Below are 26,598 nucleotides of genomic sequence, written 5' to 3'. Positions count from 1 at the left end.
ACCGGCGGCCGATCCAAACCCTGCGAATCAGTGTTACGCAACACCGCCGCCACCACACCAGAAATCGGCTGCAACCCGTCTTCGAGCACCGCGTAGTAGCGCAGGGTGCCGTCGGAGTTGCCGTCCAGGGAGTGTGCCGCCACAACTGCGCCCACCGGCGCGGCCGCGTGCAGGTCGAACGACGGCTTGCCGCCGGCGCCGGGGATCACCGGCGCCACCAGTGCGGGCGCCTCCGGGATCGCGTTGAACAGTCCAGTGGCGATCGAGCGCGGAGTGGGCACCGCCGAACCGCGCTCGCCGAGACCCAGGGCTCCGGTGATGGCGTGGTCGGACAGATCGATTCGACTGCGCTTGCCGTCCCACAGCAGCCAGGCGCCGGCACCGTTGTCGGCCAGCACCGCATGCTGCGCGTCCAGCGCACCGGCGCGAGAACCGCTGTAGGCCAACGGCCCGCCGATCACCGTGACCCCTGCAGTCGAACCGGTCACCGAGTCGCACGCCGTCCAATCGGCGTCCCGGGCGCTGCTCTGCACCATGCGTTCCGGGGCTCCCGGAATGCCGATTAGGTTGCCGCGGGCGAACTTGTCCAGCGCAGTGCTTTTCACCACGGTCGGGTTGACCGGCCGACCGGCGATCAGCCGCGCGGAGGTCAGGTTCAGCACCGGGTGCAGCTGGTCCCCGACCCGCACATACAGCGCGGAGGTGGACTTGTCTGCCAGCACCGGGTCGTTGTTGGCCGCACTGTTGGGCCAGATCAGGGTGAAGACGAAGCAGCCGCCCGCGACCGTGGCCAGCACCAGCAGACCCATCAGCACTGCACGCGCTTGGGAGCGCAGCGGCTCCACGAGCATCCGGGTGTCGTGCAGGGCTACGCCGGAGGCGATGCGCCGCATGACGAAACGCCAGCCGCTGACCTGGTGCTTGGTGACAAAGCCGCGCCGGTATTCGACCCGGTCGGGATTCTCGTTGACCGGGGTACGCGAGGCGAACGAGCGCCGCTCGTCATCGGACCGGTCGGACTGGGCCGCGCTCATGCCTTGGCCTCCAGGCCAAGGCCACGCAGCAACGGCGCCACCGAGTTACGAACGTCTTCGGTCGTAATGGTCATGAGCTCCTCATCGGTGAACAGCCCGGTGCCGGACTGTTCGGAATGGTCAAGCCGGAATTCGCGCTCCTCCTCGGAGCGCTCGACGACGTTTCGCACAAAGCGGCCGTTACCGGCGATGTCCAGGCTGCGCCGGGCCACGCCGTTGGCGTCGGGGTGCGTCGCCTCGGCCAGCTGACCGAACAGCGCCTCCATGTCTTCGAGTGCGGACTGCTCGAAACGGCTGTCGCGCTGCTCGGCCATCTTGTGCGCGATCTCGACCAGCTCCGGCGGCTGGTAGGACGGGAAGTCGATGCTGCGGGTGAAACGCGACCGCAGACCTTCGTTGGTGTCCAGGAATCGGTCCAGGTCAGCCCGGTAACCGGCGACGATCACCACCAACCGGTCACGGTCGTTCTCCATCCGCGCCAGCAGGGTGTCGATGGCCACCAGCCCGAAGTCGTTCTTGGCGCCGGTGGCCACCAACGCGTACGCCTCATCGAGGAACAGCACGCCATCGAGCGCACTGTCGATGATGGCGTTGGTCTTGGCCTCGGTCTCACCGATGTGCTGACCGATCAGGTCAGCACGGTGCACCTCTTTGATGTTCTCTTTCTTCAGCAGGCCCAGGCCGCAGTAGATCTTGGCCACCACACGGGCGATGGTGGTCTTACCGGTCCCGGGAGGCCCGGCGAAGACCAGGTGGTGAGTGCGTTGACCGACGGCCAGACCGTGCTGCTTGCGCACCACCTCCATGGCCACCGAGCTCTTGAGCCGCTGCACCTGGTTCTTGACCTCGGACAGCCCGATGAACTCGCCGAGTTCGCGCTCGGCTTCGGCCAGCAGTTCGGCCTTGCGTTCGTGGGCGGACGGGTCGACGAAGTCCTCGGCGCTCGGCTCCGTGTCGGGGTCCCAGGGGTCGGTCCGAGCCTCGATCCGGGCCGCGGTGGTGGTGACGATCCCGAAGCTGTGGTCCAGCAAGGCGTGTTGAACCTGCTCGTTCTCCGGGTTGGCGGCGTAGAGATCCTGCAGCACTTCGGCCGCGGATTCCTCATCGTCTTGGGCCCGCAGGATCAGCCCCTTGGCCAAGGCCCCGTCGGTGGCGGCGACCGCGATCGGCCCTTCCGGCTCCTCCAGGTAGGACAACGCCGGGGCGTACATGCCCAGCCGAGCCAGGGCGATCCCCAGGGCGATCTTGGCGGCGTGGGTGAACAACTCGTCGCGGTCGGGGTCGTTGACGATCGGAGTCAGCAGCTTGACCATGTCCGACCAGCGCCCGGCGTGGTGGTTCACCGCGATCGCCATCCAGCGAACGTCATTCCAATCGGGACGCCGCTGGGCGATCTCGGCGACCACCGCGTTCGCCTCGGCGCACCGGCCAGCCATCGCCAGTTGCGCGGCGTGAGCGAGGTGGAAGTCGTCGGCTTCGGTGGCGCGCAGTTTCAGGTACAGCCCGGTGTCGTAGTGGAACCCGAGCGCACCCTGCTGCAGATCCAGGCGCCGCTGCAGGGCGCCGGCGCCGGCGACGGTCTGCGAGATCGCGGCCAGCACCCGCGGCGACTGATCGCCGGCGGCGGCCAGGCCGATCCAGGCGTCGCACTGCTCATGCGCGACCCGGGTGAGTGCCGCGAATCCAGCGCGCGCCGCCGTCAGGTCTGCAGGGCGTTTCCGCTGGTAAACCTCGATGCCAAGGGCGCGGCAGCAGGTGGCAAACCGGCTGACGGTTTCCTCGTCGACCCGTGGTTGCGGGGTGAGCAGAGCCGCATCACCGTTATTCATGCGTGGCTCGCCCCTTCACTGTTTTTGACTGCACCAACCCGGCTGAAGTTAGCATTGCATAAGCTAACTGTCGAGATCGATCGAGACGATCGACAGGCGACTTCCGTCACTCCCGCAGGCGGCTTCGCAGCCCACAAACGGGACGTCGGCACGCCCACGTCGTTCCAACCCATCACCGACTCCTTATTGAAAATCATTTTCGATTATCCCGCACGCTACCGCATGCCGGTTTCGTCTTCCACAACGGTTCACCCCCCAGCGGTCACCGACCGCCGCTACTTCTTGACTGCCCACATCAGCGAGTTCCGCAGGATCATCTGACCGGCTGGGCTGTCGGGCTCCGGCACGGGGCGACCCAACCCCTGCAGACAAGACGCCAGGGGTGTCACCGCCGCGGTCCAGCCGCGAGCACCGAACCACTGATCCGCCGGAGCATGCTGCTCGTTGTAGACCAGCCGATGGAAGTTGCGGGTGTCGTCGCCTGCCTCGACTTCGGCCGCCACCGCGGCTTCATAGGCGTCCGGAGGCATCGGGATGCCGTCTTCGACCGCGACGTGGCTGCCCGAAGCGGCAAGGCCATCGATACCGGCGAACAGCTGCTCCTGCGCAACAGCAGGTAGGTAGATCAACAGCCCTTCGGCGATCCATGCCGAGGGACGCGTCGGATCGAAACCGGCGTCACGCAGCGCCCGGGGCCAGTCCTCACGCAGGTCGACGGCGACCTCACGCCGCTCGGCCGTGGGACGGATGCCGCGCTGCGACAGCACGTAACTCTTGAAGCCGAGCACCTGCGGCTGGTCCAACTCAAAGACCGTTGTTCCGTCCAGCCAGGGCAACCGGAAGGCACGGGAGTCCAGCCCGGCCGCCAGAATCACCACCTGGCGCACCCCGGCCTCTATGACGCCACTGAAGTATTCGTCGAAGTAGCGGGTGCGTGCACCCTGGAAGTTGACGAAGTGCTGCCCGAATTCACTGGACAACAACTCGTGGTCGGGCAGGTTGCCGTCCAGCACGGCCGCCCAGTCCCCGCCGGCAGCCCGGCAGAACAACTCCGCATACGGATCGACGGCCACTGGGTCGGGTTTGGCCGCTTCCAGCGCCCGGGCGGTGGCCACGAACAGGGCCGTCGAACCGACGCTCGTGGTGATGTCCCAGCTGTCACCTTCACTACGCATTAGAGGCATTCCAGGGACCCTACGCCGACGTGAGCGCGCTGGAAGGCCCGCCGAATGCGGCCGGAACCGGCCATGACAGGCCAGAGCTTGCGCTCCGCTAACCCCACTTGGCGGCTTCGGCGGTGTCGCGCGCGTTCATCATCAAGGTGTTGGTCTCATGCGTGGTGGCCATCGCGTGATAGGCCCGCACCAACTCCTCCATCGCCTGATTCCACTGCGCCTGCCACGCCTGATACGTCATCCCCGTATCGCCCTGCCACGCCGCCGACAACGCCGCCTGCTCACTGGCAATATCAGCACCCACAGCCTGCAACGTGCCCGAATATCCATTCATCTCAGCCGCATGGGCCAACATCGCCGGGTAGTTGTACATAATCTGCGACATCAGACTGCGCTCCTCTCTTCTGGCCCCGATATCCCTAAACGCCGGTGTAACCGGAAGCCGCTGCTGCGTCTGCTGCGACATACGCGCTACCGGCATCCGCCAGATTCACCTGCGCCATATCCAGCAACGCATTCACCCGCGCCGCCATCGCCACAAACCGCGCATGCGACCCCTGAAACGCCGCAGCCGCCTCACCCACATGAAACGCCTGCGCCGACATCGCCGCCTGCTCCGCCTGCGTCATCGTCGACCGCATCAACGCCGCCTTGGCACCAAACGCCGACTCCGACGCCACCAACTGCGGAATATGCGCATCCAACAAACTCATCCCCGCGCTCCTCTCTCAACTATCGATTAGTCGTGGCCCGCGCCGCTCGGGTTCCATGGAGGCCGTGACCGCCTGTTGCTCGCATCGTTGAGAGCGGCTGCAGCACTCCCGGACCAGCACGCCGGCGGAGTCAGTCCGGTCAATAACTGAGGACCAATGCTACGACATTTACCTCGTTATACGTACCTTTAATCTGATTAGTAGCCGCGAATGCGGATTAACTTATTCGGCGGGCGGGGCCTCGCCCTGGCCGTCCCAGGAGGTGGGCAACATCGGCAGGGTTGGGCCTGCGCCGTACGCGTCTGCGGTCAACCCCGCCAGACCGGCGGCCCGGGCCACGCCGGGTTTGCCGAGCGTCCCCGTGAAGCCCGTTGTGCTGTAGCGGGCCTGCGACACACCGCCCGCTTCGCGACCCGGGTCGTCGTCCTCGAGGTATTCGTAGCGGTAGCCGGGGTCGATCAGCCTGCCGCGCCGACGGCCGCCGTGTCGCGCCGCGCCGGTTGCTGGTTCGCCTATCGTCGCGGCGGCCGCAACACCCGCGGCGGGCCGGGCCGACTTCGCGCCCGCCCTGCCGGCAGCGTTCTGCGCCGAGGGAAGCCAGCCCACCAGGTAGCTGTGGAACGTGCCCTCGGTGCCGATCAGCGGGGGCGCCGCCGGTGGTGGTGGTGCGGCGCCGGCGGAGGCAGCGGGGGCGGGCAGCGTCGCCGCCTGGGCTGCCGGCGCTGCCGAAGCCGGCACCGTCGCAGGGTTCGGCGCCGGCGCGCCACCGGGGATGACCGGTGACATCGCAGCCGGGGCCGGCACCGGGACCGCCGGTGCGGGGACGCCGGCCAGTCCTGCCAAGCCGGCCAGGCCGGCCGGCGGTCCGACCGCAGCCAGGCTGCCGATCGCCAGGTTCAACCCGACGCCCGCCAGCAGCGGGGAAAGCTGCAGCAGGAAGCGCAGACTGCGTAGCGTCCAGTTGACGGCGCGGTAGGTCTGCCATGCAACGAAGTAGCTCGTCAGCTGCCACCACTGGGCGGGCGTCAGCACACCTTGGAAGTTCTGCTGCAGCCAGGCCAGCGCCTTCTCACTGCCGTTGACGAAATTGGACAGGTTCTGCAGGAATTCCGCGGGACTCCAGTTGGGCTGGCCCTGTCCGGGCACCTGCTGACCGTCGGACCCGAAGAGCATCTGCCAGATCTCGGCCGGCGTCGGCAGGTCGAAGGATCCGCCACCGCCCCCGCTGTTGCCGCCGTTGCCTCCCCCACCGCCGCCGCCCGTGCCGTCTCCGGCTGCCGCGACTCCGGCTTGCGCACTGCCGCTGGTGTGTCCCAAGCTGCGCGCGGTCTCGGCGGTCGCCTGATAGGCGCTCATTACGGTGGCCGCTTGGGTCCACATCCGGGCGTAATCGGCCTCGTTGACCGCGATCGGCACGGTGTTGATCCCGAAGAAATTGGTCGCCACCAACACCGCGTGGGCGGCGTGGTTGGCGGCCAATTCGGCGAGGGTCGGCATGGCCGCCAGAGCGCTGCTGTACGCCGTCGCGATTACCTGGTGCTGGGTGGCGGTCCGGGCGCTGAGCGTGCCGGCCAGCTGCAGCCAGGCCACATAGGGCAGATGCGCCGCCGCGTACGCCTCGGCGGTTGGGCCGGCCCAGACCTGCTGAGAATCGCCGAGGACGGCGGTGAGTTCGCTTGCGGCACCGAGGTACTCACTGCTCAACGTCGCCCAGGCTGCCGACGCGGCAAGCAGCGGCCCCGGCCCCGGCCCGGTGCTCAGCATTGCCGAATGCACCTCCGGCGGGGCCGCCATCCAGGTGGCGGGGGCCGACATCACCACACCGCTATCGCGGGAACACCGACGCCGCCGTGGTGTCCGCGACCTGGTAGTTGACGCCGGCTTGAGCGACCCCCGCCCCGGCGCGGCCCAACACCTCGGCACCGCGCGCAGCGACCGCCCCATGCGCGCTGCCCTGCAGGCTGAGTTCCGCCGCGGCCTGCAGCGACACCGGATCGATCGCCGGCGCTACCACCGCGGTGATCGACGGAGCCGCGGTCGCATGCGCCGCCGCCAGCGCCGCGGCGATCGCCTCGACCGCCGCGCTTGTCGCAGCCAAGCCCTCAGGCAAAACATCCAGGACCATGACGGAACCCCCTTCCGGCCGGTACGTCGCCAACCCTACCTGCGGAATAATGACGCAGTTGCAGTCACGATATGCCTACTCAAGCCCTTGTCGTTCCCGTAACTGCGGATACACCTCAATGCTTCTTGACCACCGACCGCGGTGCGGTGCGCCAACGAAGACTGCCATCGGCGCACCGCACGGGCGGGTCCAGCAGCAGCACGGCGCGCCCCCGCAGCAGGACGGGCCGAACCCAGTCGCCCAACTCGATCACTTCTCCCGGCGCCGGACGGCGGTCGCTGCCGTCACGGACATCGTCAATGGGCACACTGGCCAGCAGTTCGTCGACGGTCGCCTCGGTGGGCAGATTCCCCAACCCCGGCAGCGTGATGAACAGGCCATCGTCACCGGAGAGTTGCAGACCGACCGCCGCCAAGGCCCCCAACACCCCGTCGTGGGTGCCGCCGTGCCCGGACACGTGGACACCCAGTTCATCGCCGAGGCGACGGGCATGCGCCCGCTGCAGCACTTCTCGTTTGGCCCGCCCACCGAACTCCACCAGTGGGCCGACGTCTGGCACATCCGCCGGAATCGCTACCGCCAGACCGGGATCGGCGGCCGGCGGACAGACCCGTTCCAGGAATCCGGCGACGAAGTCGATGATCTGGTCGCGCACCGCGTGCGGGTCGGCGCCGGGGCTGCGCCAGGCCAGGCAGGCGCTGGAATTGTGCGATGTGTAGGGGACGCGGTCGTCGACGAGGAGTTGATGCCGGGTGGCTCCGGCCTCGCTACCCAGCCCGGCAGCGGCCAACTCCCGCAACAGCGCCCGGGCACGCCGGCCGGTACCGGGACTGAACTGGTCATCGGTGTCGTCGATGCCGATCAGCAGATCGACACCGGCAAAAACCGTCACGGGTTGACGACCACAGTGCTGACATCGCGAACCCACCGGTCGCGCTCGAGTTCGGCACCGGCCAGTTTGAGCGTGTCGCGTTTGGTGAAACTCAACACGACCTGTTCGGTGAGCTCGGCGGCGGTCAGTGTCTGCGCCGGGTCACGTCCTTCGACTCGAACACTGCGGATCGCGTCGGCCCCGGCGGCGTCGAGTACCGCGCGCACCGCTGGGCCGCGCTGCACGGGACTTCCGTGAGATTGCGGCGTGGCGATCTCGGTCTGCGGCAGGCCACCCAGCCGGGCGAGATCGAACTCGTCCAGCACTCGGCCGTCCTGCCGGATCACCAGGCGATACCCCGTCGACGTGTCGGTATCGGAGTCGGCGGCGCACCCCGCCACGGCAGCGCCGGCGACAAGCGCCGCTAGACCCAGCCCGACCAGGCGCACAGCAGATGACCGCATGTGCATGACCGTAAGCAGGCGTCGCCACGTATTCAAGTGTCCACACAGCCATCTGACCCTCAACTGAGGTTGTGCAGCGCGGTCGGCGAGGCCTACCTTGAGGCGATGACCGTGATGCCGTGGACCGTGCGGAGACCGACCAGCCTGCTCGTGGCCCGCGACGTCGTCTTCCCGGCCGCGGCGGCCCTGGTGATCACGTGGGCGTCCGACATGCGGATGCCGCTGGGATTGCCGGGGCATCGCGGCCTGGTGTGGCTGACCCTGCTGGTAGCGGTCGCCCTCACCGCGCGACGGCCTCAGACGGTGCTCGCGGTGGGGGCGGCATCCACGGCAGCCACCGTGTTACTGCAGTCCGGTCCCGGCCCCTGGGCCGGGGTTCGCTACCTGGGCGCCGCGGCGTTCCTTTGCCTGCTGACAACCAACCCGGCCGTGCGAAGCCGCCGATGGCTGATCGCGCTGGCCGCGGCTCCGATACACCTTGTCGCGCTTGCTGTTCCGATTGCGACGGGGCTCATCGGCGGTCACCATGCGAGCATGGTGGTCCTGGGCGACAAGGCGCTGTATCACCTCGGCTTCGGCCTGGTGGCCGGAGTCCTCGGTTGGGTGATGGCCGCCGCGATCGACTGGGCAGCCCCGCAAACCCGCTAGGAGTTACAGCCGGTACCGCTGCCCGGGCCGCCCGGGCCGCCGCCACCGGGGTTGGGGACGCATCCGCCACCGCCGCCGCCATGGCTGCCCGGCGTGTTCCCGGTGGTGCCGGCTTCCCCGTTGCTCCCGCCGATGCTGCCCGCGCCGCCTTGGCCACCGGCGCCACCCTGGCCCCCGGGACTGTCGGGCCCCCTGATTCCGGCGTAACCGCCGTTGCCGCCGTCACCGCCGTTGCCGCCGTTGCCCGATATCAGGGCGGCGCTGCCGCCCGCGCCACCGCGACCACCGTTGCCGCCCGCGGTATTGGTGCCCGAGACGCCGCCGCCTCCGCCGCCTCCTCCACCGCCGCCACCACCGCCACCGCCGCCGGTTCCGCTGCCACTCACCGCGGCCCCGTCGCCACCTGTGCCGCCGGCACCGCCGTTACCACCGTTGCCGTAGCCCAGAGATGCGCCATTACCGCCGGCGCCACCGTTGCCGGCGGCGCTCCCGGCCCCAGCGGACACCCCTTGGACGCCCAGCAAGCCCAGGCCGCCGTCACCGCCGTTCCCGCCGTTGCCGAACCAGGAGCCGGCGTTTCCGCCCGCGCCGCCGTCACCGCCGGGGACCGCGATGCCGGTGGAATCACCACCGGCGCCCCCATTGCCCCCGTTGCCGAACATGCTGCCGCCGTCGCCGCCGGCACCACCCGCCGCGCCCGCCGCACCCGCACCACCGTCGCCGCCGTCGCCGAACATCCCGGCCGAGCCGCCCGCCCAGCCGACCCCGTCGTTCACGCCTGCCTCACCCGCGGCCCCGGCCCCGCCGTTGCCGAACAGGAATCCGCCGTCACCGAGGTCACCGAACATGCCCGAGCTGCCGAACAGCGACGTGTTGGCGTCGGTGAAGTCGTCGAGGCCGTTGCCGATCAGGTCGCGCCCGAACAGATACACAAACGGCTGGTTGATCATCTCGGCCAGCTGCATGCCCGAAGCACTGGCGAGCCATTCCTGCAGCGAGTCGTTGATCGACTGCCAGAAGTCCAGCGGTCCGGCCTCGGCACTGCCCAGTCCCAGATCGCCGAAGTCCCCGAACGGGTCGGCAGCCGGCCCGCCGTCGACGACGTCTGCGATCGGGTCGACGAACAGATCCCACAGATCGGCGTGTGCGGTCGGCGCGAGGCCGATCGGCGTTACGGCGGCGATCAGGAACGCTCCGGACGTGGCGCCGGCGCTGCTCAGACGCCTGCCGAACAGGCGACTCCGGTCCTGACGGCGACTGGCCATCGAGCACCTCCTCGGGTTTCCGACCAGGGTTTACTCAGTCTCGTCACACTAATCCCTGAAACCGAAAAAGCAACACGGATGAGCCGTTATCGTCCGCCATTGCGGTCCATGCACTCCGGTTTTTTCGCGATTGCGCGGCGTAGCCGAGCTGCCGATCAGCCGACGATGCGGTCGTCCCGGCTGTACACATTCATCGAGTCACCCCGAAGGAACGCGACCAGCGTCAGCCCGCATTCGACCGCCAGGTCGACCGCCAACGACGACGGCGCCGAGACGGCGGCCAGGACCGGCACCCCGGCCATCACCGCCTTCTGGGTCAGCTCGAACGATGCCCGCCCACTCACCAGCAGTACCGTCCCGGACAGCGGTATCCGGTGCCGCTCGAGCGCCCAACCGATCACCTTGTCGACGGCGTTGTGGCGGCCGATGTCCTCGCGCACCACCAACATCGCGCCGCCGTGGGTGACGTCGAACAGCGCTGCGGCATGCAGACCCCCGGTGCTGGCGAAGACGTCCTGCGCGGCTCGCAATTGATCGGGCATCGCGGTCAGCTCCGCCGCTGAAACATGGACCGGGTCGTCGCCCGGCTGGTACCGGCTGGCAAGGCGTACCGCGTCCAGTGAGGCTTTACCGCAGATCCCGCAGGACGAGGTGGCGTAGAAATTGCGGGAGATGTCCACCGCCGGGGGCGGCACATGCGGCGCCAGCGTCACATCGAGCACGTTGTAGGTGTCGGGGGTCGCCGACTCGCCGCAGTACCGCGCGCTCACCACATCGTCACGCCCGGCGATGATGCCCTCGGAGAGCAAAAAACCCTGCGCCAGCTCTATATCCGAACCGGGTGTGCGCATCGTGACGGTGAGCGGGACGCCGCCCAGCCGGATCTCCAGTGGTTCCTCCACCGCCAGCGTCTCGGGCCGCTGCGTCGCATCCCCTGCGACCAGGCGGCTGACCCGCCGACGCTGCGTTATCCGACTCATCGCTCCATCATCCCGGGTCGGGTTCTCATACGCGCCCGGTTGCCGCGGAACAGCGCGTCGCGCGAACACCACGGGACTACGCTGCAGGAATGGTTCAGCGAAAATTCCTGGAGTGGCCGGTAATCCGGCAACTGCGCACCGGCGACGTGTTCGGCCGTGGGCCGGCGGTCACCTCCGAACGCACCCGCAGTATCGCGCCGCGAACCGCTACCGCCGACCGCGTGGTGAGCAGCGTCTGCCCGTATTGCGCGGTCGGCTGCGGCCAGCGCGTCTACGTCAAGGACGAGAAGGTCGTGCAGATCGAGGGCGATCCCAACTCACCGATCTCACGTGGGCGCCTGTGTCCGAAGGGGTCGGCCAGCGAACAGTTGGTCAACTCGCCCGGCCGGCAGATCACCGTGCTCTACCGGGCTCCCCGCGCCACGCAGTGGCAGCCGCTGGAGCTGGACACCGCCATCGACATGGTGGCCGAGCGGTTCATCGCTTCGCGGCGCAACGCATGGCAGGACCACGATGCCGACGGCCGGCCGTTGCGGCGCACCATGGGCATCGCCTCGCTGGGCGGCGCGACGCTCGACAACGAAGAGAACTACATCATCAAGAAACTCTTCACCGCTGCGGGCGTCATACAGGTCGACAACCAAGCTCGTATTTGACACTCCGCCACGGTTCCCGGTCTGGGAGCCTCCTTCGGTCGCGGTGGAGCGACGCAAACATTGCAAGACATGGCGAATGCCGACTGCATCGTCATCCAGGGCTCGAACATGGCCGAGTGCCACCCGGTGGGGTTCCAGTGGGTGGAGGAGGCCAAAGCCCGCGGCGCGGTGGTGATCCACGTCGACCCGCGGTTCACCCGCACGTCGGCGGTGTGCGACAAGCACATTCCGATCCGAGCCGGCTCCGACGTGGTGCTGTTGGGTGCCCTGATCAACCATGTGCTCACCCACGACCTGTGGTTCCGTGACTACGTGCTCGCCTACACCAATGCCGCGACGCTGGTCAGCGAGGACTTCCGCGACACCGAGGACCTGGGCGGGTTGTTCTCCGGCTTCGACCCGCAGACCGGGCAGTACGACCCGTCGAGCTGGGCGTACCAAAGTCGAGGAGTCGACGAGGAGGACATCGGCTCGCCCGGGGGCGGCCATGAGCACGGCGCCAGCGCATCGGCGCGCTCGGTCGGTGAGACGCTCGGCAGCGGTGGCCCGGCACTGGACCACGCCCGCGTGCAACGCGACGAAACGCTGCAGCACCCGCGCACGGTCTTCCAGATCCTCAAGCGGCACTACGCGCGCTACACACCGGAAATGGTCCGCGACGTCTGCGGTATCGACACCACGATGTTCGACTACCTGGCGGCCGCGGTCACGGCCAACTCGGGGCGCGAACGCACCACCTGCTTCGCCTACGCGGTGGGCTGGACGCAACACACCCTGGGCGCCCAGTACATCCGCACCGCGGCAATCCTGCAGCTGCTGTTGGGCAACGTGGGCCGGCCTGGCGGCGGGATCATGGCGCTGCGCGGGCACGCCAGCATTCAGGGCTCCACCGATATCCCCACGCTCTACGACATGCTGCCCGGCTATCTGCCGATGCCCAAGGCTGGGCGCGACGACACCCTGCGCCAGTACCTGGACCGCGTTGGATCGAAGAGCCAGAAGGGCTTTTGGGCCAACGCCGACGCGTATCTGGTCAGCCTGCTCAAGGCGTGGTGGGGGGACGCCGCGACCGCCGACAACGACTGGGCTTATGACTACCTGCCCCGGCTGACCGGACCGCACGGCACCTACCAGGCCGTGACGGGAATGCTGAACGACGAAGTGGAGGGCTATTTCCTGCTCGGCCAGAACCCGGCCGTCGGTTCGGCCAACGGCCGTCAACAACGGTTGGGCATGTCGCACCTGAAGTGGCTGGTGGTGCGGGACCTGAACCTGATCGAGTCGGCCACCTGGTGGAAGGACGGCCCGGAGATCGCCTCCGGCGAGCTGCGCGCGCAAGACAACGAGACCGAGGTGTTCTTCCTGCCGGCGGCCAGCCACGTTGAGAAGGCCGGGACGTTCACCCAGACCCAGCGCCTGTTGCAATGGCGCCATCAGGCCGTCGCCCCGCCAGGGGACTGCATCAGTGAGCTGGAGTTCTTCATCAAGCTGGGCAACCGAATTCGTGCTCACCTCGCCGGGTCGACTGATCCGCGGGACCGACCGCTGTTGGACCTGGTCTGGGACTACCCGGTCGACGCCCACGGTGATCCCGATCCGGAGTTCGTGCTGGCCGAGATCAACGGTCATCAGCTCACCGGTCCAGATGCCGGTCGTTGTGTCTCGGGTTTCACCGAGCTGCGCGCCGACGGTTCCACCGCCGGCGGCTGCTGGATCTATTCCGGGGTGTACGCCGACGGCGTCAACCAGGCCGCCCGCCGTGTACCGCGCGGCGGGCCGAGCCCTAACCAGTCGGAGTGGGGCTGGGCCTGGCCGGCCGATCGGCGGATCCTCTACAACCGCGCGTCGGCGGACCCGGACGGGGTGCCGTGGAGCGAACGCAAACGCTACGTGTGGTGGGATGCGGCGGCCGGCCGTTGGACCGGCAAGGACGTGCCCGACTTCGTGGTCGATCGCGCGCCGGGCGCTCGACCGGATCCAGCGTTGGGCGGCCCGGATGCATTGGCCGGCGACGACCCGTTCGTCATGCAGCCCGACGGCAAGGGCTGGCTGTTCGCACCCAAGGGCGTGGTGGACGGGCCGTTGCCCACCCACTACGAGCCGCAGGAGTCGCCGGTCGCCAACGCCGTCTATCGTCAACAGCGCAACCCCGCCCGAATCACGTTCCCCCGCAAGGACAACCTGTCGGCACCCAGCGCCGGCGAGCCGGGCGCCGATGTCTATCCCTACGTGTTCACCACCTACCGGCTCACCGAGCATCACACCGCCGGCGGGATGAGCCGCTGGCTGCCGTACCTGGCCGAGCTGCAGCCGGAGATGTTCTGCGAGGTCTCCCCCGCGCTGGCCGCCGAACGGGGTCTGGAGAACTTCGGCTGGGCCACCATCATTTCGGCGCGGGCGGCGATCGAGGCCCGGGTGTTGGTGACCGACCGGATGACGCCACTGATCGTGGGCGGCCACACGGTGCACCAGATCGGGCTGCCCTACCACTGGGGGGTCGGCGGCGACGCGGTGGTCAGCGGCGACGCCGCCAACGATCTGCTCGGGGTGACCCTGGACCCCAACGTGCAGATCCAGGAGTCCAAGGCCGGCTCATGCGATATCCAACCGGGCCGGCGGCCGCACGGTGAGGCGCTGCTGCGCCTGATCTCGGAATATCAAAGCCGTTCCGGCACAACACCGGAGACCGGCAATGCCGCTGTCGATCCAGAAGGGCGGGACTGATGGGCCAACTGTCCGGACCGACCGACCCCGCCGCCGACGCCCGGTGGTCGCCGCAACACCCACGCAAGGGGTTCTTCACCGACACCTCGATCTGTATCGGCTGCAAGGCCTGCGAGGTGGCGTGCAAGGAGTGGAACCACAACCCGCAGGACGGCCCGCTGGAGCTGCTCGGCTCGTCCTACGACAACACCGGTGCGCTGGGCGCCAGCACATGGCGGCATGTGGCGTTCATCGAGCAGAACCGTGACCGCATCGAGGAGGCCCGCGAATCCGGCCGGCAGTTGATCAGCCTGGGTCTGCCGAAGATGCCCGGCGAGACGGCGGATGTCGCTCCTCCCGACACCGATCAGTTCCGCTGGCTGATGTCCTCGGACGTCTGCAAGCACTGCACGCACGCGGGGTGCCTGGACGTGTGCCCGACGGGCTCGCTGTTTCGCACCGAGTTCGGCACGGTGGTGGTGCAGGCCGACGTCTGCAATGGCTGCGGCAACTGTGTGCCGGCGTGCCCGTTCGGGGTGATCGAGCGTCGCACCGACGGCACCGCCGCGCCGAAGAGTGCCCGCGCCCCCGAACCGGTGCCCAACACCGGGGTCGCCCAGAAGTGCACACTCTGTTACGACCGGCTGGTCGACGGCCAGCCGCCGGCGTGCGCGCAGACCTGCCCGACGGAGTCCATCCGGTTCGGTGATCACGATGACCTGGTGCAGCGGGCCCGGCAGCGGGTGGCCCAGCTGCATGCCCAGGGCCGCACCGAGGCCCGGCTCTACGGCGCCAATGAGCATGACGGTGTCGGCGGCACCGGCTCGGTCTTCCTGTTGCTCGACGAGCCGGAGGTGTACGGGCTGCCGCCCGACCCGCGGGTGGGCACCGCCGACCTGCCGACGATGTTCAAGCGATCGGCGCTGGCCGCGGCGGGCATGCTTGCCGCCGCGGCGGTCGCCTTCCTCGGGGGACGCTCATGAACGTGGTGTCCGATGGTCCGCGCCGCGGCGGCGGCAGGCGCCGACGCCGAGGCGGTGGTGACGGTGGCCGCGAGATGCCGATGGTCCCCGACGTGCAGTTCAGCTCCTACTACGGCCGTCCGGTGGTCAAACCCGCACCGTGGTCACACGAGATCGCCGCCTACCTGTTTCTCGGCGGTGTGGCGGGGGGATCCGGTCTGCTGGCCGCCGGCGCCCAGCTGACCGGACGAAAAGTGTTGCGGCGCAACTCCCGGCTGGCCGCACTGGGGGCGATCGTGTTGAGTGCGGCGGCCCTGATCAGCGACCTCGGCCGTCCGGAGCGCTTCGTCAACATGCTGCGCACCATCAAGCTGACGTCGCCGATGAGCCTGGGCTCGTGGATCCTGTCGGGGTTCGGCGCGGGCACGTCGGTGGCGGCGGCCGCCGAGCTGGATCGGTTGACCGGAAAGCGATTACCGCTGGGCCCGCTACGCGGCGTGCTGCAGGCGGCAGAGGGGCCGGCCGGCTTGGAGGCCGCGGTGTTCGCGGCGCCGCTGGCCGTCTATACCGCGGTGTTGCTGGGCGACACCGCGACCCCGACCTGGCACGGCGCGCACCGCGACTTGCCGTTCGTGTTCGTCAGCTCGGCGAGCCTGGCCTCGGGCGGCTTGGCCATGCTGACCACCCCGGTGCGTGAGGCCGGGCCGGCCCGCCGATTGGCCGTGCTCGGGGTGCTCGGCGATGTCATTGCCACCCGGGCCATGGAGCACCGGATGGACCCGATCGCAGCGGAACCGCTACACGAGGGCCGGGCCGGGGCGATGCTGCGCTGGAGCGAACGGTTGGCGATCGCCGGAGGTATCGGGACGCTCCTGGGCGGGCGTCACCGCGGTGTGGCGGCATTGTCGGGGCTGGCGCTGCTGGGCGCCTCCGCGCTGACCCGCTTCGGGGTGTTCGAAGCCGGCATGGCCTCGGCGAAGGACCCGCGATACACCATCGAGCCGCAGAAGCGCCGGCTGGCGGAGCGCCAGGCGGCGGGGATCACCGGGGATTCGATCACCACGGCTGATTAGGACCTGCCGGAATGTCTCAACCGAGCTGGTGTAGCTGAAAGGGCCTGGAGGACAGCGCACTTCCCGGACATTCGCCATCGGAGCTGGTCGTGACCACGCCGCCGAGCGATACCGGGTCGATCGACACCCGAATGATTGCCGGTGCATAGTTGCCGTCCGCGCAGATCCCCCCGTCCGGCTTGGTGACACTGAACTGCCAGTGCCCGTCGACCAGGCTCATGGGACTGGTCCAGCCCTGATTACTGGACACCGTTCCGTTGCAGTCGGCCTGACTACAGCTGGTTGCGATCGTCCAGGCGAACTCCTGGTCACCGCCCTGGTATTCGCCGTTGAGCAACGGCGGATCAGCGTATGCGGGACCGGCGGTGATGACTGCGGCAGCGCACACTGCCGCCGCGCGGGACGAGTTGCGAACGGCGCGCCGAGAAAGGTTCATGGTGATCGAGGAACCTATCAGAGTTCCCCCTCATAGGATGTCAATTCCGCTGGCCGCCACGGTATGTCCGATCACGGGGTGGCCGGGCAACTCGCCGACGACCAGCAGGCCCCCGGAGGTCTGGGCGTCGGCCAGCAGCAGCAGATCGTCCTCGGTGACCCCGGGGCCGGGGCGCAGGTGCGGACGCACCCAGTCCAGGTTGCGGCGCGTGCCACCGGAGACGTAGCCATCGCGCAGGGCTTCGCGTGCGCCGGCGATCAGTGGCACCGCGGATCCGTCGAGCACCGCACCCACCCCCGACGCGCGGCACATCTTGTACAGGTGGCCGAGCAGCCCGAAGCCGGTGACGTCGGTCGCCGCCCGCACCCCCAGCGACACTGCGGATTCGGCGGCGTCTCGATTGAGCCCGACCATGGTCGCGATCGCCTCGTCGAACACCTCGCCGGTGCGTTTGTGCCGGTTGTTGAGCAGTCCCACTCCCAGCGGCTTGGTCAAGGTCAGCGGCAGGCCAGGCCGCGCGGCGTCGTTGCGCAGCAGCTTGGTCGGGTCGGCTACCCCGGTGACCGCCATGCCGTATTTGGGTTCGGGATCGTCGATGGAATGGCCGCCGATCACCGGGCAGCCCGCCTGCTCGGCCACCGCCAGCCCGCCGCGCAACACCTCGGTCATCAACTCCAGGGGCAGCCGTTCCCGCGGCCAGCCGACCAAGTTGATCGCGACCACCGGGCGCCCGCCCATCGCATAGATGTCCGAGAGCGCGTTGGCGGCGGCTATCCGGCCCCAGTCGTAGGCGTCGTCGACGACGGGGGTGAAGAAGTCCGCGGTGGACAGCACCGCGAGGTCGTCGCGGACCAGTACGGCCGCAGCGTCGTCGCCGTCGTCGAGGCCCACCAGAACGTTCTTCCCGGACTGCCCGGTCAGGCCGCGTACCGCCTCCTCCAGCTCACCGGGGGGAATCTTGCATGCGCAGCCGCCGCCGTGGGCGTAGCCGGTCAATCGCAGTTCGGTCATGCGTCAATGATGAGGTGGTCGCCGGCAGCACGGGAGATGCAGATCAGCATGTCGCCGTTGGCACGCTCGGTATCGGTCAGGGTCTGATCTCGGTGGTCGATCTCCCCGTCGAGCACCCGCACCCGGCAGGTGCCGCAGAATCCCTGCTTGCACGAGTAGGGGGTAGCCGGGTTGACCTGCAGGATCGCTGCCAACGCGGTCTGCTCGGCGTCGACGGGGACGACGGTGCCGGTTTTGGCGAGGGTGACGGTGAACGGCTTGCCATCCAGAACCGGTGGGGCAGAGAACCGTTCATAGTGCAGCTCCACGTCTGTACGGCCGATCAGGCCCTGGCGGAGCACCTCGAGCATCGCCGGCGGGCCACACGCGTAGAGCGCCGTCGGCACCGGCGCATCGCCGATCAGATCGGCGGCCGTCGGTAGCCCATGCGTGTCGTCGGTGCGGACGGCCACTTTGTCGCCGAACTGCTGCACCTCATCGATGAACGGGATGGTGTCGGCCGAACGGCCGGTGTAGATCATCGACCAGTCCAGACCCAGGCGCTCGGCGGCGCGCATCATCGGCAGGATCGGGGTGATCCCGATACCGCCGGCGACGAACCGCAGACGCTGCGCCGGCGAACCGAAACCGGGAACGGCCATCGGCATACCGTTGCGGGGACCCTTGATCGTGACAGTGGTGCCCGGTTGCAACGTGTCGTGCACCTCGATCGACCCCCCACCGCCGTCGGGGATGCGGCGCACCGCGATGCGGTAGCTGTCGGAGTCGGCGGGATCCCCGCACAGCGAGTACTCCCGCATCTTGCCCGAGGGCAGTAGCAGGTCCAGGTGCGCGCCGGGTGTCCAGCGGGCCAGCGGCTTGCCGTCGATGGCGACCAGGGTCAGCGCCACCACATCTTTGTCGTGCGCGACGATCTCGCGTCGGGCCACCCGCAACTCGCGGGTGCGATCCGGCTCGGCCAGTTTCCAGCGCCGCATCAACACGCTGAACGCCGGGAACGCGATCTTGGCCAGCAGATTCGAGACCCGCAGCAGGGGGTCGTGGCGCCACCGCCCGTACAGCTGCGGTGGAATGTCGGCCGGAATCTCGCCCAGCGGCCGGAATCGTGATCCCGCGGCGTCGTGCCCTGACGTCAACGCCGCGCCCTCCGTGCTGCCGGCGACGTCGCCAGGTAGGCGACGGCCTGCGCGGTGGAGCCGATGGAGGCGGGGTCGAACGACGGCTTGAAGTAGACGAAGGTGTATTTGAGCACCTGCCGCAGCTGGGGCAGGATGTTGCGCCGCGACCCGCGCAGGTACTGACGCCACAGCCAGAAATAGGAATGGCTGATGGTGGCGTCGGAGCGGCACATGAATCCGATCGCCCGGTGAATCATCAACACCAGATAGGCCAGGCCAACCACCATCGCTCGGCACCGGTTCAGGTAGCCGGGGTGAAAGTAGTTCGCCACATCGTGTGCCACACAGCGATGTTCGATCTCCTCGGCACCGTGCCAGCGGCAGATGTCGGCCATCGTCGGGTCGACGTCGTAGTCGTCCCACGAGCAGTTCAGCACGAAGTCGCCCAGGATCGCGGTGTAGTGCTCGATCGCCGCGATCAGCCACAGCCGCTGCACCATGTCGTTGTATCGGGTGCGGGCGAACCGCTGGCTGCGCGGCGCCAGCAGCTTGCGGAACAAGTACTCGAACTGCCGCAGTATGGGCCCGGTATCGACGCCGCGCGCTTCCAGGAACTCGGTCACCGCCTTGTCGTGCGACTCGGCATGCATCGCCTCCTGGCCGATGAAGCCGCGCATGGCCCGCGCCAGATCCTCGTCTTTGACGTACGGCAGCGCCTCGTTGAACACCTCGCAGAACCAGCGCTCGCCCTCGGGCAGGATCAGGTGCAGAATGCTCACCACATCGGAGGCCACCGGCTCGCCTTTGATCCAGTGCAGCGGGGTCTGGGACCAGTCGAACTCGACATTGCGGGCGTGGATCTCCACGCCGGCCGGCTCATAGGTGTGCCCGCCCACCGCCGGCTTGGTTTGGCTCGTCATAGTCACGGCCTCCTTCGGGGTCATGCTACCCACGATTTCGGTGCGTTTTTCTGCGGTGAGCGGGCATTGTCACGCCAAGATCGGCTGAAGGTTTAGGTTGATCAGCGGAGGCGTCTGAGTCCTGGTGGGCTCCCCGGTCTTCAAAACCGGTGAGGCCGAGTAGCTCGGCCTGGCGGGTTCGATTCCCGTCCGCCTCCGCCAGCCGCGTATCGCCAGGAGGAGCCGTGACCGACGCCGATCCGCGCCGCACCATTCCACGCACCGACGCACTGTTGATGCTGCCTCCGGTTCGTGCGGCCCGAGCACGGCTCGGTGAGCACGTGGTCCGCGGCCTGGTGCGCGACGCCCAGGATCGAGCGCGACGCGGCGATCTGGCACCGGAACAGGTTGAAAGCGCCGTACTGGAGGGCATTTCAGTGCGGACGGGGACGGCGCTACGGCCGGTCCTCAACGCCACCGGCGTACTGGTGCACACCAATCTGGGTCGAGCGCCGCTGTCAGCCGCCGCGGTCGACGCGTTGGTGGCAGCCGGCGGCTACGTGGACGTCGAGTTGGACCTGACCACCGGCGCGCGCTCCAAACGTGGGGTCGCAGCGCGCGCCGCGCTGCTGGCTGCCTGCCCGGGCGCCGAGGACGCGCTGGTGGTCAACAACGGTGCCGCGGCCCTGGTGCTGGCCACCACCGCGTTGGCCGCCGGCCGCGAGGTCGTGGTCAGCCGGGGCGAACTGATCGAGATCGGGGCCGGATTCCGCCTACCGGACCTGATCGCCTCCACCGGGGCGAGGCTGCACGAGGTCGGCACCACCAACCGCACCCACCTGCGCGATTACGCCGAGGCGATCGGCCCGCAGACCGGGTGCATCCTCAAGGTGCACCCCAGCAATTTCGCCGTCCACGGTTTCACTGCGTCGGTGGGATTGGCGCAATTGCGGCCACTGGCAACCGAACACGACGTTGCCTTGGTGGCCGATCTAGGCAGCGGACTGTTGGCCCCCGATCCGCTGCTGCCCGACGAGCCGGATGCGGCCACCACGCTTGCCGACGGCGCCGACGTCGTGACCGCCAGCGGTGACAAGCTGCTCGGCGGGCCGCAGGCCGGAATCGTGTTGGGCCGCGCCGGGGTCATCTCCCGGCTTGCCCGACACCCGTTGGCCCGCGCGGTCCGCGCCGACAAACTCACCCTCGCCGCGCTGGAGGCGACCGTCTCCGGCGCCCCCGCACCGGTGACTCGGGCGCTGCACGCCGATCCCGACCAGTTGCGATCGCGCGCCGAGCGGTTGGCCAGCGCGGTCGGCGGCACCGTCATCGCCCACGACGGCCGCGTCGGTGGCGGCGGTGCGCCGGGAGTCCCGTTGCCGGGCTGGGCGGTCCGACTGCCCGAGGCGGCGGCCACTCCGCTGCGCACCGGCGATCCCGCGGTGCTGCCCCGAGTGCACGACGGCGCCTGCCTGATCGATCTGCGCTGTGTGCCCGAAGCCGACGACGGACGGCTGCTGGCGGCGGTGCGGGCCGCGCTCGACCGGATGGGGTGAGGGGCGTTCGGCCATGTTTGTTATTGCCACCGCCGGCCACGTCGACCACGGCAAATCCACCCTGGTGCGGGCGCTCACCGGGATGGAACCCGACCGTTGGGCGCAGGAGCGACGGCGCGGACTCACCATCGACCTGGGTTTCGCCTGGACCGCGCTGCCGTCGGGACGGCGAGTGGCCTTTGTCGATGTCCCTGGCCACGAACGGTTTCTGCCCAACACGCTCGCCGGCCTGGGACCGGCCTCGGTGGTGTGCTTCGTGGTCGCCGCCGACGAGGGATGGCGGGCCCAGTCCGACGATCACCGCGACGCCATTGCGGCACTGGGCATTACCCGGGGACTGGTGGTGCTCACCCGTGTCGACCGGGCCGGCGATCAACGTGTCGCCGAGGTGTCCGAACAGGTCCGCGCCGAACTGGCCCAGACGGGTCTGCACGACGCCCCGATCGTCGCCGTCTCGGCGCTGGACGGCACCGGCCTGGACACGCTGCGTGCTGTGCTCGACGACCTGTTGGCCGAGCTTCCGCCACCGTTGCGCATGGGGCGCCTCCGGCTGTGGGTCGACCGGTCGTTCACCATCACCGGGGCCGGGACGGTGGTGACCGGCACCCTGACCGCGGGCACACTTGCGAGCGGCGATCACCTGCAGTTGCTGGATCGCGGCCACTTGCGTGCGGTGGCCGTCCGAGGACTGCAAAGCTGCGGCGAGGCGCATTCGGAACTGCACCCCACGGTGCGAGTGGCAGTCAATCTGCGTGGGGTGACGGCCGGCGAGGTGCGCCGCGGGGACACCCTGGTCAGCCCCGACGAGTGGCTGACCACGACAGTGGTCGACGTCCGGCGCAGCACCGGTTGTCCCCTGACCGAGGCACCCGAGCGAATCGTGGTGCACGTCGGCACGGCTGCGGTGTCCGCCCGGCTTCGGGTTCTGGGCACCGACCACGCCCGAATCACTTTGGAACACCCTCTGCCGCTGATGTTTTCCGATCGTCTGGTACTGCGCGACCCGGGTGCCCGCCGCGTGCTGGGCGGGGTGGTGGTGCTCGACGCCGATCCACCGGCCCTGCGGCGACGCGGTGACGCGGCCCGACGTGCCGAGGAGCTCGCCGGCTCCGATCCGGCCGACCAGGCGCGCCGGGTACTTACCGAGGTGGCCCGCCGCGGCGCGGTGTCGCAGCGCCAGCTGCGGTTGCTCGGACACGAGGTCTCCCCGGCACCGCCGGAGGTGACGGTGATGGGCGGCTGGTGGGTGCACCCTGCGACCTACAAGGCTTGGCGAGACCGGCTGCAGACTGCGGCGCGCGAACTGCGAGAGCGCGATCCGCTGTCCGCCGGTCTGTCCCGGGGTGCGGCGGCGGATCTGCTTGCGTTGCCCGAAGCGGCGTTGCTCGATGAGCTGGTAGGTGCCGCGGGTCTGGAACAACGTGACGGACTGATTCGCGTGCCGGACGACCGTGCCGATCTCGGCCCTGCCGAGTACGCGATCGCCGAGTTGGAATCCCGGCTGACCGCGGCGCCGTTTCACGCCCCGGAGGCCGACGATCTGGCCGCGCTGCACCTGGGTATCCGGGAGCTGGCGGCGGCTGAACGGGTCGGGCGGTTGTTGCGGCTCGGCGAGAATCTCGTCCTGCTCCCAACCGCGCCCGCGCTGGCGATGCGTGAATTGGCTTCGCTGACGCAGCCTTTCACGGCCACTCAGGCCAAGCAGGCGTTGAACACCACCCGGCGGGTGGCGATCCCCTTGCTGGAGTATCTCGATGCCCGCGGCTGGACTCGCCGAATCGATGCGGTCTACCGGGAAGTGGTGCGCTGACACGACACATGCTGTTTGCTGGCAACATGATCGGTACGTCGCGACTGCGAGCCACCGCATGGGCGATCCTGCAGACCGCGCTCGCCGCGGGCGTGGCTTGGTACCTGGCCCGCGACGTGCTCGGCCACCCTGCCCCGTTCTTCGCGCCGATCGCCGCCGCGGTGTGCATGTGGGCGACCAACGTGGTCCGCGCAGAGCTTGCGGCCGAGATGGTGGTGGGGGTGGGACTGGGCATCGGATTAGGCAGCTTGGTGAACATGGTGCTGGGCACCGGGCCGATCGCGATGTCGGTAGTCGTCTTGGTCTCGCTGTCTGCGGCGTTGCTCATCGGCCGAGGTTTCCTGCAGCACCGTCCGATGTTCGTCAACCAGACGGTCATCTCAGCCATCCTGGTGTTGTCCCTGCCGCACAGCGGTATCGGAACGGAGCGGCTGTTCGACGCGCTGGTCGGCGGCGGGATCGCGGCAACCTTCAGCATCCTGATTTTCCCCCGGAACCCGGTAGTGGTCCTGGGGGATGCCCGGATCGAAGTGTTGACGGCGGTGCACGACATCCTCACCCAGACACACAGCCACACCGGCGATTCCGACTGGATGCTGTCAGCCGCGGCCGAGCTGCACCACCGTCTGGCTCGCCTGACCGAAGCTCGCGGTACCGCCGAACAGTTGGCGCGGGTATGCCCGTTTCGCTGGTCGCTGCGCGACGCGACGCGAGCCGCCGATCGCCAGGCCGCACAACTGTCCCTGCTGGCCACTTCCGTGGTGCAACTGGCGCGCACCATCACCGGGACCGCCGAACCGCTCGTCGAACCGGTCCGGGAAGCCGTCGGCGAGCTCGCCGCGGCAGCCTCCGCCCTCACCCGTGACGAGCCTGTTGCCGCAGCGGCGCACGCGACATCGGCCCGCAGTCACACGCTGGTGGCACACTCCGGCAACGCCGCGTTAATTGCCTCCATCGACACCTGCATCGACGAACTGGACCGGGTCGTCCGGCTCGCGCCGCATTGACGCAGCTTCTAAGTGCTGGCCGGGACCCGCCGATCGGCTGCGGTCTTGGGCGCGACGTGCTCCTCGTCACCGGTGAATTCCTTGGTCCAGCAAGCGAATTCCAGCGTGATGCCGTCGGGGTCCTGGAAGTAGAACGAGCGGACATACACACCCGGGTGCAACGTCGGGCTCGCCTGCCACTCGGACTCGTCGTGGTTGAGGACCGGGCCCACCCGCACACCCTTTTCCTTCAGCCGCTGGCGGTAGGCGTCGAACTTGTCCGCCGGCACATGGAAGGCCAGGTGATTGAGCGTGCTTACCGCACTGGTGATCTCGCCGATTCCGGGTATGGCAGCCGGCGAGGAGATCCCGGGCACCCGGTCCGGCGCGTCGCGGAACCAGAAGAAGGCCACACAGTCCCCGTTACCGGCATCGAAGAAGAAGTGCTGACCGATACCCGCGGGCAGGTCGAGCGACTTGATCAGGGGCATGCCCAAGGTGTTGCTGTAGAAGTCGACGGTGCGTTCCATGTCGGAGCACACCATCGCTACGTGGTTGATCCCGCTGATTTCGAATTCGGTGTTGACACCGTGCGGCTTGATCATGTGCGGACACTCCTCTGGTCAAGATCTGAAACTGAATCTAACATCAGATTCAGGTTTGATCCAGCCCCACCAAGACAGGGAGTGTGTTCCGGTGTCGACCAGCCCCGAGCAGTCCGGCCACCGCGACCCGTTGCCCACCCACCGGGGCCGACGCACCCAAGCCGCGATCGACTCGGCGGCGCGCGCGGTGATCGCCCGCAAGGGAGTTCTGGCCGCCACCATCGCCGACATCGCGGCCGAAGCCGGCCGAAGCGCGGCGTCGTTCTACAACTACTACGACTCCAAAGAGGCGATGGTCGCCGAATGGGCGCTGCGGTTCCGCGATGAGGCCGGTGAGCGCGCATCCAGCATGGTGCGGCACGGGCTGACCAACCGCGAACGGATCGAGCAGGCCACCGCCGCGCATTGGCACACCTACCGCAACCGGCTGGCCGAGATGATCGGGGTCTCCCAGCTGGCGATGGTCAACGACGACTTCGCCCGGTACTGGGCGGAGATCTGCGCCGTTCCCGTCGGCCACATCACTGAAACGGTCAAGCGCGCCCAAGCCGAGGGCTACTGCCCCAATGACGACCCGGAATTGCTCGCGGTGGCGATCGTGTCGATGCTCAACCAGTTCTGTTATGTCCAGCTCGCCACGCCCCGCGATGACGGCCCCGACGATGACGCGTGTATTCGCACGCTGGCCAACGTGTTCTATCGGGCGATCTACACCGAGGAGAATTCCTGAGCATGGCGTTGAGAGTCCTGGCGCATTTCATTCCCGGCCCGAAGGTCGAGGAATTCGTTGCACCCGAATCCGATTGGCTGGACATCCGGTGGTGCGCCGCCGACGACGACGCCACGTTCCGCCGTGAACTGGCCGACGCCGAGGTGCTCTGGCACGTGCTGCGACCGCTCTCGGGCGACGACCTGCGAAGCGGGCCTGCACTGCGGCTGGTGCACAAGTTCGGTGTCGGCATCAACACCATCGACGTCGACGTCGCAACCCAACGCGGCATCGCGGTGGCCAATATGCCCGGCGCCAATGCCGCGTCCGTCGCCGAGGGCACCGTGCTGCTGATGCTCGCGGTGCTGCGCCGGCTGCTGCCGCTGGATCGCGCCACCCGGGAGGTCCGCGGGTGGCCGACCGATCCCGATCTGGGCGAGCACTGCCGCGACATCGGCGGCTGCACCGTCGGCCTGGTCGGCTTCGGCAGCATCGCGCAGCGGGTGGCCGGAATCGTGGCCGCCATGGGCGCGCAGGTGCTGCACACCAGTACCCGCGACGACGGCACGCCCGGCTGGCGGCCCCTGCCAGAACTGCTGGCCGCCTCGGACATCGTCTCGCTGCACGTTCCATTGACCGAGGCCACCGAGGGCTTGATCGACCGGGCCGCCCTGGCGCGGATGAAACCCGGGGCGGTGCTGGTCAACACCGCGCGCGGTCCGATCGTCGACGAGGCCGCGCTGGCCGACGCGCTGCGCGGTGGGCGCCTGGCCGGTGCCGGCCTCGACGTGTTCGCCGTCGAGCCGGTGACCGCGGACAACCCCCTGCTCAGCCTGGAGAACGTGGTGCTCACTCCGCACGTCAGCTGGTACACCGCCGACACCATGCGGCGCTATCTGGCGGCCGCTGTGGACAACTGCCGCCGGTTGCGCGATGGGCAACCGCTGGCCCACGTCGTCAACCAACCGTAGTC

At 68.6% G+C, this 26,598-nt stretch carries 25 protein-coding genes and 1 tRNA gene; 10 read left to right on the top strand and 16 right to left on the bottom strand.

Annotated features, from left to right (window positions below; translation table 11 throughout):
- The 9 genes from eccB to ACJH71_RS16220 form a co-directional block, all read right to left on the bottom strand.
- On the bottom strand, positions 1-1,034 hold a 1,034-nt coding region (eccB, locus tag ACJH71_RS16260; RefSeq protein WP_406759019.1), incomplete at its 3' end, for a type VII secretion protein EccB.
- Positions 1,031-2,863, bottom strand: coding sequence for a type VII secretion AAA-ATPase EccA (gene eccA, locus ACJH71_RS16255; RefSeq protein ID WP_406759018.1), 1,833 nt, complete (start codon positions 2,861-2,863; stop codon positions 1,031-1,033). The genes eccA and eccB, both read right to left, overlap by 4 nt.
- Before the next feature lie 275 nt (positions 2,864-3,138).
- A complete protein-coding gene (locus tag ACJH71_RS16250) occupies positions 3,139-4,038 on the bottom strand; it encodes a class I SAM-dependent methyltransferase (protein ID WP_406759032.1) in 900 nt (299 codons plus the stop codon).
- Between the two features lie 97 nt (positions 4,039-4,135).
- Complete coding sequence (locus ACJH71_RS16245) at positions 4,136-4,423, bottom strand: WXG100 family type VII secretion target (RefSeq protein ID WP_406759017.1); 288 nt, start codon at positions 4,421-4,423, stop codon at positions 4,136-4,138.
- A 34-nt stretch (positions 4,424-4,457) separates the two neighbouring features.
- The gene (locus ACJH71_RS16240) at positions 4,458-4,751 is read right to left on the bottom strand and encodes a type VII secretion protein EsxS (RefSeq protein WP_406759016.1); all 294 of its coding nucleotides are present in this window, start codon (positions 4,749-4,751) and stop codon (positions 4,458-4,460) included.
- A gap of 222 nt (positions 4,752-4,973) precedes the next feature.
- The gene (locus tag ACJH71_RS16235; RefSeq protein ID WP_406759015.1) at positions 4,974-6,566 is read right to left on the bottom strand and encodes a PPE family protein; all 1,593 of its coding nucleotides are present in this window, start codon (positions 6,564-6,566) and stop codon (positions 4,974-4,976) included.
- Positions 6,567-6,576: 10 nt separating this feature from the next.
- A complete protein-coding gene (locus ACJH71_RS16230; RefSeq protein WP_406759014.1) occupies positions 6,577-6,876 on the bottom strand; it encodes a PE family protein in 300 nt (99 codons plus the stop codon).
- A 115-nt stretch (positions 6,877-6,991) separates the two neighbouring features.
- Positions 6,992-7,768 carry a hypothetical protein gene (locus tag ACJH71_RS16225; protein ID WP_406759013.1) on the bottom strand — a complete coding sequence of 259 codons (777 nt, stop codon included), beginning with the start codon at positions 7,766-7,768 and terminating at the stop codon, positions 6,992-6,994.
- Positions 7,765-8,211, bottom strand: coding sequence for a hypothetical protein (locus ACJH71_RS16220; protein ID WP_406759012.1), 447 nt, complete (start codon positions 8,209-8,211; stop codon positions 7,765-7,767). Before ACJH71_RS16220 ends, ACJH71_RS16225 begins: the two co-directional genes overlap by 4 nt.
- A 105-nt stretch (positions 8,212-8,316) precedes the next feature.
- Here ACJH71_RS16220 and ACJH71_RS16215 point away from each other — a divergent pair, with 105 nt between their 5' ends.
- Positions 8,317-8,859, top strand: coding sequence for a hypothetical protein (locus ACJH71_RS16215; RefSeq protein WP_406759011.1), 543 nt, complete (start codon positions 8,317-8,319; stop codon positions 8,857-8,859).
- Here ACJH71_RS16215 and ACJH71_RS16210 read toward each other — a convergent pair.
- Both ACJH71_RS16210 and fdhD read right to left on the bottom strand, forming a co-directional pair.
- Positions 8,856-10,124: a hypothetical protein gene (locus ACJH71_RS16210; protein WP_406759010.1), complete on the bottom strand. Its 1,269-nt coding sequence runs from the start codon at positions 10,122-10,124 to the stop codon at positions 8,856-8,858. The two genes, ACJH71_RS16215 and ACJH71_RS16210, sit on opposite strands and share 4 nt — an antisense overlap.
- A 155-nt stretch (positions 10,125-10,279) precedes the next feature.
- Positions 10,280-11,104, bottom strand: coding sequence for a formate dehydrogenase accessory sulfurtransferase FdhD (fdhD, locus tag ACJH71_RS16205; protein WP_406759009.1), 825 nt, complete (start codon positions 11,102-11,104; stop codon positions 10,280-10,282).
- A gap of 89 nt (positions 11,105-11,193) precedes the next feature.
- Here fdhD and fdh point away from each other — a divergent pair, with 89 nt between their 5' ends.
- The 3 genes from fdh to nrfD are packed head-to-tail and all read left to right on the top strand — an operon-like array spanning position 11,194 to position 16,498.
- Entirely contained in the window at positions 11,194-14,484 is a 3,291-nt protein-coding gene (gene fdh, locus ACJH71_RS16200; RefSeq protein WP_406759008.1) for a formate dehydrogenase, read from the top strand.
- Positions 14,484-15,446: a 4Fe-4S dicluster domain-containing protein gene (locus tag ACJH71_RS16195; RefSeq protein ID WP_406759007.1), complete on the top strand. Its 963-nt coding sequence runs from the start codon at positions 14,484-14,486 to the stop codon at positions 15,444-15,446. The genes fdh and ACJH71_RS16195 overlap by 1 nt, the downstream gene beginning before the upstream one ends.
- A complete protein-coding gene (nrfD, locus tag ACJH71_RS16190) occupies positions 15,443-16,498 on the top strand; it encodes an NrfD/PsrC family molybdoenzyme membrane anchor subunit (RefSeq protein WP_406759006.1) in 1,056 nt (351 codons plus the stop codon). The genes ACJH71_RS16195 and nrfD overlap by 4 nt, the downstream gene beginning before the upstream one ends.
- A gap of 16 nt (positions 16,499-16,514) precedes the next feature.
- Here the strand turns inward: nrfD and ACJH71_RS16185 are convergent, their stop codons facing one another.
- Genes ACJH71_RS16185 through ACJH71_RS16170 form a run of 4 tightly spaced genes read right to left on the bottom strand, consistent with a single transcriptional unit; the run spans position 16,515 to position 19,983 of the window.
- The gene (locus ACJH71_RS16185; RefSeq protein ID WP_406759005.1) at positions 16,515-16,934 is read right to left on the bottom strand and encodes a hypothetical protein; all 420 of its coding nucleotides are present in this window, start codon (positions 16,932-16,934) and stop codon (positions 16,515-16,517) included.
- A 30-nt stretch (positions 16,935-16,964) separates the two neighbouring features.
- A complete protein-coding gene (gene selD / locus ACJH71_RS16180; protein ID WP_406759004.1) occupies positions 16,965-17,945 on the bottom strand; it encodes a selenide, water dikinase SelD in 981 nt (326 codons plus the stop codon).
- Positions 17,942-19,039 carry a PDR/VanB family oxidoreductase gene (locus tag ACJH71_RS16175; protein ID WP_406759031.1) on the bottom strand — a complete coding sequence of 366 codons (1,098 nt, stop codon included), beginning with the start codon at positions 19,037-19,039 and terminating at the stop codon, positions 17,942-17,944. The genes selD and ACJH71_RS16175 overlap by 4 nt, the downstream gene beginning before the upstream one ends.
- Positions 19,040-19,077: 38 nt before the next feature.
- On the bottom strand, positions 19,078-19,983 hold the full coding sequence (locus ACJH71_RS16170; protein WP_406759003.1) for a metal-dependent hydrolase: 906 nt from the start codon (positions 19,981-19,983) through the stop codon (positions 19,078-19,080).
- Between the two features lie 106 nt (positions 19,984-20,089).
- On the opposite strand from ACJH71_RS16170, the gene ACJH71_RS16165 reads away from it, so the two are divergent.
- The 4 genes from ACJH71_RS16165 to ACJH71_RS16150 all read left to right on the top strand — a co-directional run bounded on the left by ACJH71_RS16165 (position 20,090) and on the right by ACJH71_RS16150 (position 24,332).
- Positions 20,090-20,184: transfer RNA gene (locus ACJH71_RS16165), tRNA-Sec, on the top strand.
- Between the two features lie 23 nt (positions 20,185-20,207).
- On the top strand, positions 20,208-21,515 hold the full coding sequence (gene selA, locus ACJH71_RS16160) for an L-seryl-tRNA(Sec) selenium transferase (RefSeq protein WP_406759002.1): 1,308 nt from the start codon (positions 20,208-20,210) through the stop codon (positions 21,513-21,515).
- Positions 21,516-21,528: 13 nt separating this feature from the next.
- Positions 21,529-23,325: a selenocysteine-specific translation elongation factor gene (gene selB, locus ACJH71_RS16155; protein WP_406759001.1), complete on the top strand. Its 1,797-nt coding sequence runs from the start codon at positions 21,529-21,531 to the stop codon at positions 23,323-23,325.
- Positions 23,326-23,351: 26 nt separating this feature from the next.
- The gene (locus ACJH71_RS16150) at positions 23,352-24,332 is read left to right on the top strand and encodes an FUSC family protein (protein WP_406759000.1); all 981 of its coding nucleotides are present in this window, start codon (positions 23,352-23,354) and stop codon (positions 24,330-24,332) included.
- Positions 24,333-24,340: 8 nt separating this feature from the next.
- Here the strand turns inward: ACJH71_RS16150 and ACJH71_RS16145 are convergent, their stop codons facing one another.
- Positions 24,341-24,916 (bottom strand): VOC family protein, encoded by a 576-nt coding sequence (locus ACJH71_RS16145; protein ID WP_308485266.1) that lies wholly within the window; start codon positions 24,914-24,916, stop codon positions 24,341-24,343.
- A 91-nt stretch (positions 24,917-25,007) separates the two neighbouring features.
- Between ACJH71_RS16145 and ACJH71_RS16140 the strand changes: the two genes are divergently transcribed.
- Together ACJH71_RS16140 and ACJH71_RS16135 are read left to right on the top strand one after the other, a co-directional pair.
- Positions 25,008-25,646, top strand: a complete 639-nt coding sequence (locus ACJH71_RS16140) for a TetR/AcrR family transcriptional regulator (RefSeq protein WP_406758999.1) — start codon at positions 25,008-25,010, stop codon at positions 25,644-25,646.
- A gap of 2 nt (positions 25,647-25,648) precedes the next feature.
- Positions 25,649-26,596, top strand: coding sequence for a 2-hydroxyacid dehydrogenase (locus ACJH71_RS16135; protein WP_406758998.1), 948 nt, complete (start codon positions 25,649-25,651; stop codon positions 26,594-26,596).
- Positions 26,597-26,598 lie beyond the last annotated feature (2 nt).

This window comes from Mycobacterium sp. SMC-15 (assembly GCF_045310925.1).
Lineage (GTDB): Bacteria > Actinomycetota > Actinomycetes > Mycobacteriales > Mycobacteriaceae > Mycobacterium.
The sequence above is the reverse complement of the archived record's forward strand: the minus strand, read 5'-3'. Positions and strand labels throughout refer to the sequence as shown.

Excerpts from the sequence above, each read along its gene's own strand:
- eccA (WP_406759018.1), bottom strand. The coding sequence starts at position 2,863 with ATGAATAACGGTGATGCGGCTCTGCTCACCCCGCAACCACGGGTCGAC.
- ACJH71_RS16250 (WP_406759032.1), bottom strand. The coding sequence starts at position 4,038 with ATGCGTAGTGAAGGTGACAGCTGGGACATCACCACGAGCGTCGGTTCG.
- ACJH71_RS16245 (WP_406759017.1), bottom strand. The coding sequence starts at position 4,423 with ATGTCGCAGATTATGTACAACTACCCGGCGATGTTGGCCCATGCGGCT.
- ACJH71_RS16240 (WP_406759016.1), bottom strand. The coding sequence starts at position 4,751 with ATGAGTTTGTTGGATGCGCATATTCCGCAGTTGGTGGCGTCGGAGTCG.
- ACJH71_RS16235 (WP_406759015.1), bottom strand. The coding sequence starts at position 6,566 with ATGTCGGCCCCCGCCACCTGGATGGCGGCCCCGCCGGAGGTGCATTCG.
- ACJH71_RS16230 (WP_406759014.1), bottom strand. The coding sequence starts at position 6,876 with ATGGTCCTGGATGTTTTGCCTGAGGGCTTGGCTGCGACAAGCGCGGCG.
- ACJH71_RS16220 (WP_406759012.1), bottom strand. The coding sequence starts at position 8,211 with ATGCGGTCATCTGCTGTGCGCCTGGTCGGGCTGGGTCTAGCGGCGCTT.
- ACJH71_RS16215 (WP_406759011.1), top strand. The coding sequence starts at position 8,317 with ATGACCGTGATGCCGTGGACCGTGCGGAGACCGACCAGCCTGCTCGTG.
- ACJH71_RS16210 (WP_406759010.1), bottom strand. The coding sequence starts at position 10,124 with ATGGCCAGTCGCCGTCAGGACCGGAGTCGCCTGTTCGGCAGGCGTCTG.
- fdhD (WP_406759009.1), bottom strand. The coding sequence starts at position 11,104 with ATGAGTCGGATAACGCAGCGTCGGCGGGTCAGCCGCCTGGTCGCAGGG.
- ACJH71_RS16195 (WP_406759007.1), top strand. The coding sequence starts at position 14,484 with ATGGGCCAACTGTCCGGACCGACCGACCCCGCCGCCGACGCCCGGTGG.
- nrfD (WP_406759006.1), top strand. The coding sequence starts at position 15,443 with ATGAACGTGGTGTCCGATGGTCCGCGCCGCGGCGGCGGCAGGCGCCGA.
- ACJH71_RS16185 (WP_406759005.1), bottom strand. The coding sequence starts at position 16,934 with ATGAACCTTTCTCGGCGCGCCGTTCGCAACTCGTCCCGCGCGGCGGCA.
- selD (WP_406759004.1), bottom strand. The coding sequence starts at position 17,945 with ATGACCGAACTGCGATTGACCGGCTACGCCCACGGCGGCGGCTGCGCA.
- ACJH71_RS16170 (WP_406759003.1), bottom strand. The coding sequence starts at position 19,983 with ATGACGAGCCAAACCAAGCCGGCGGTGGGCGGGCACACCTATGAGCCG.
- selB (WP_406759001.1), top strand. The coding sequence starts at position 21,529 with ATGTTTGTTATTGCCACCGCCGGCCACGTCGACCACGGCAAATCCACC.
- ACJH71_RS16150 (WP_406759000.1), top strand. The coding sequence starts at position 23,352 with ATGATCGGTACGTCGCGACTGCGAGCCACCGCATGGGCGATCCTGCAG.
- ACJH71_RS16145 (WP_308485266.1), bottom strand. The coding sequence starts at position 24,916 with ATGATCAAGCCGCACGGTGTCAACACCGAATTCGAAATCAGCGGGATC.
- ACJH71_RS16135 (WP_406758998.1), top strand. The coding sequence starts at position 25,649 with ATGGCGTTGAGAGTCCTGGCGCATTTCATTCCCGGCCCGAAGGTCGAG.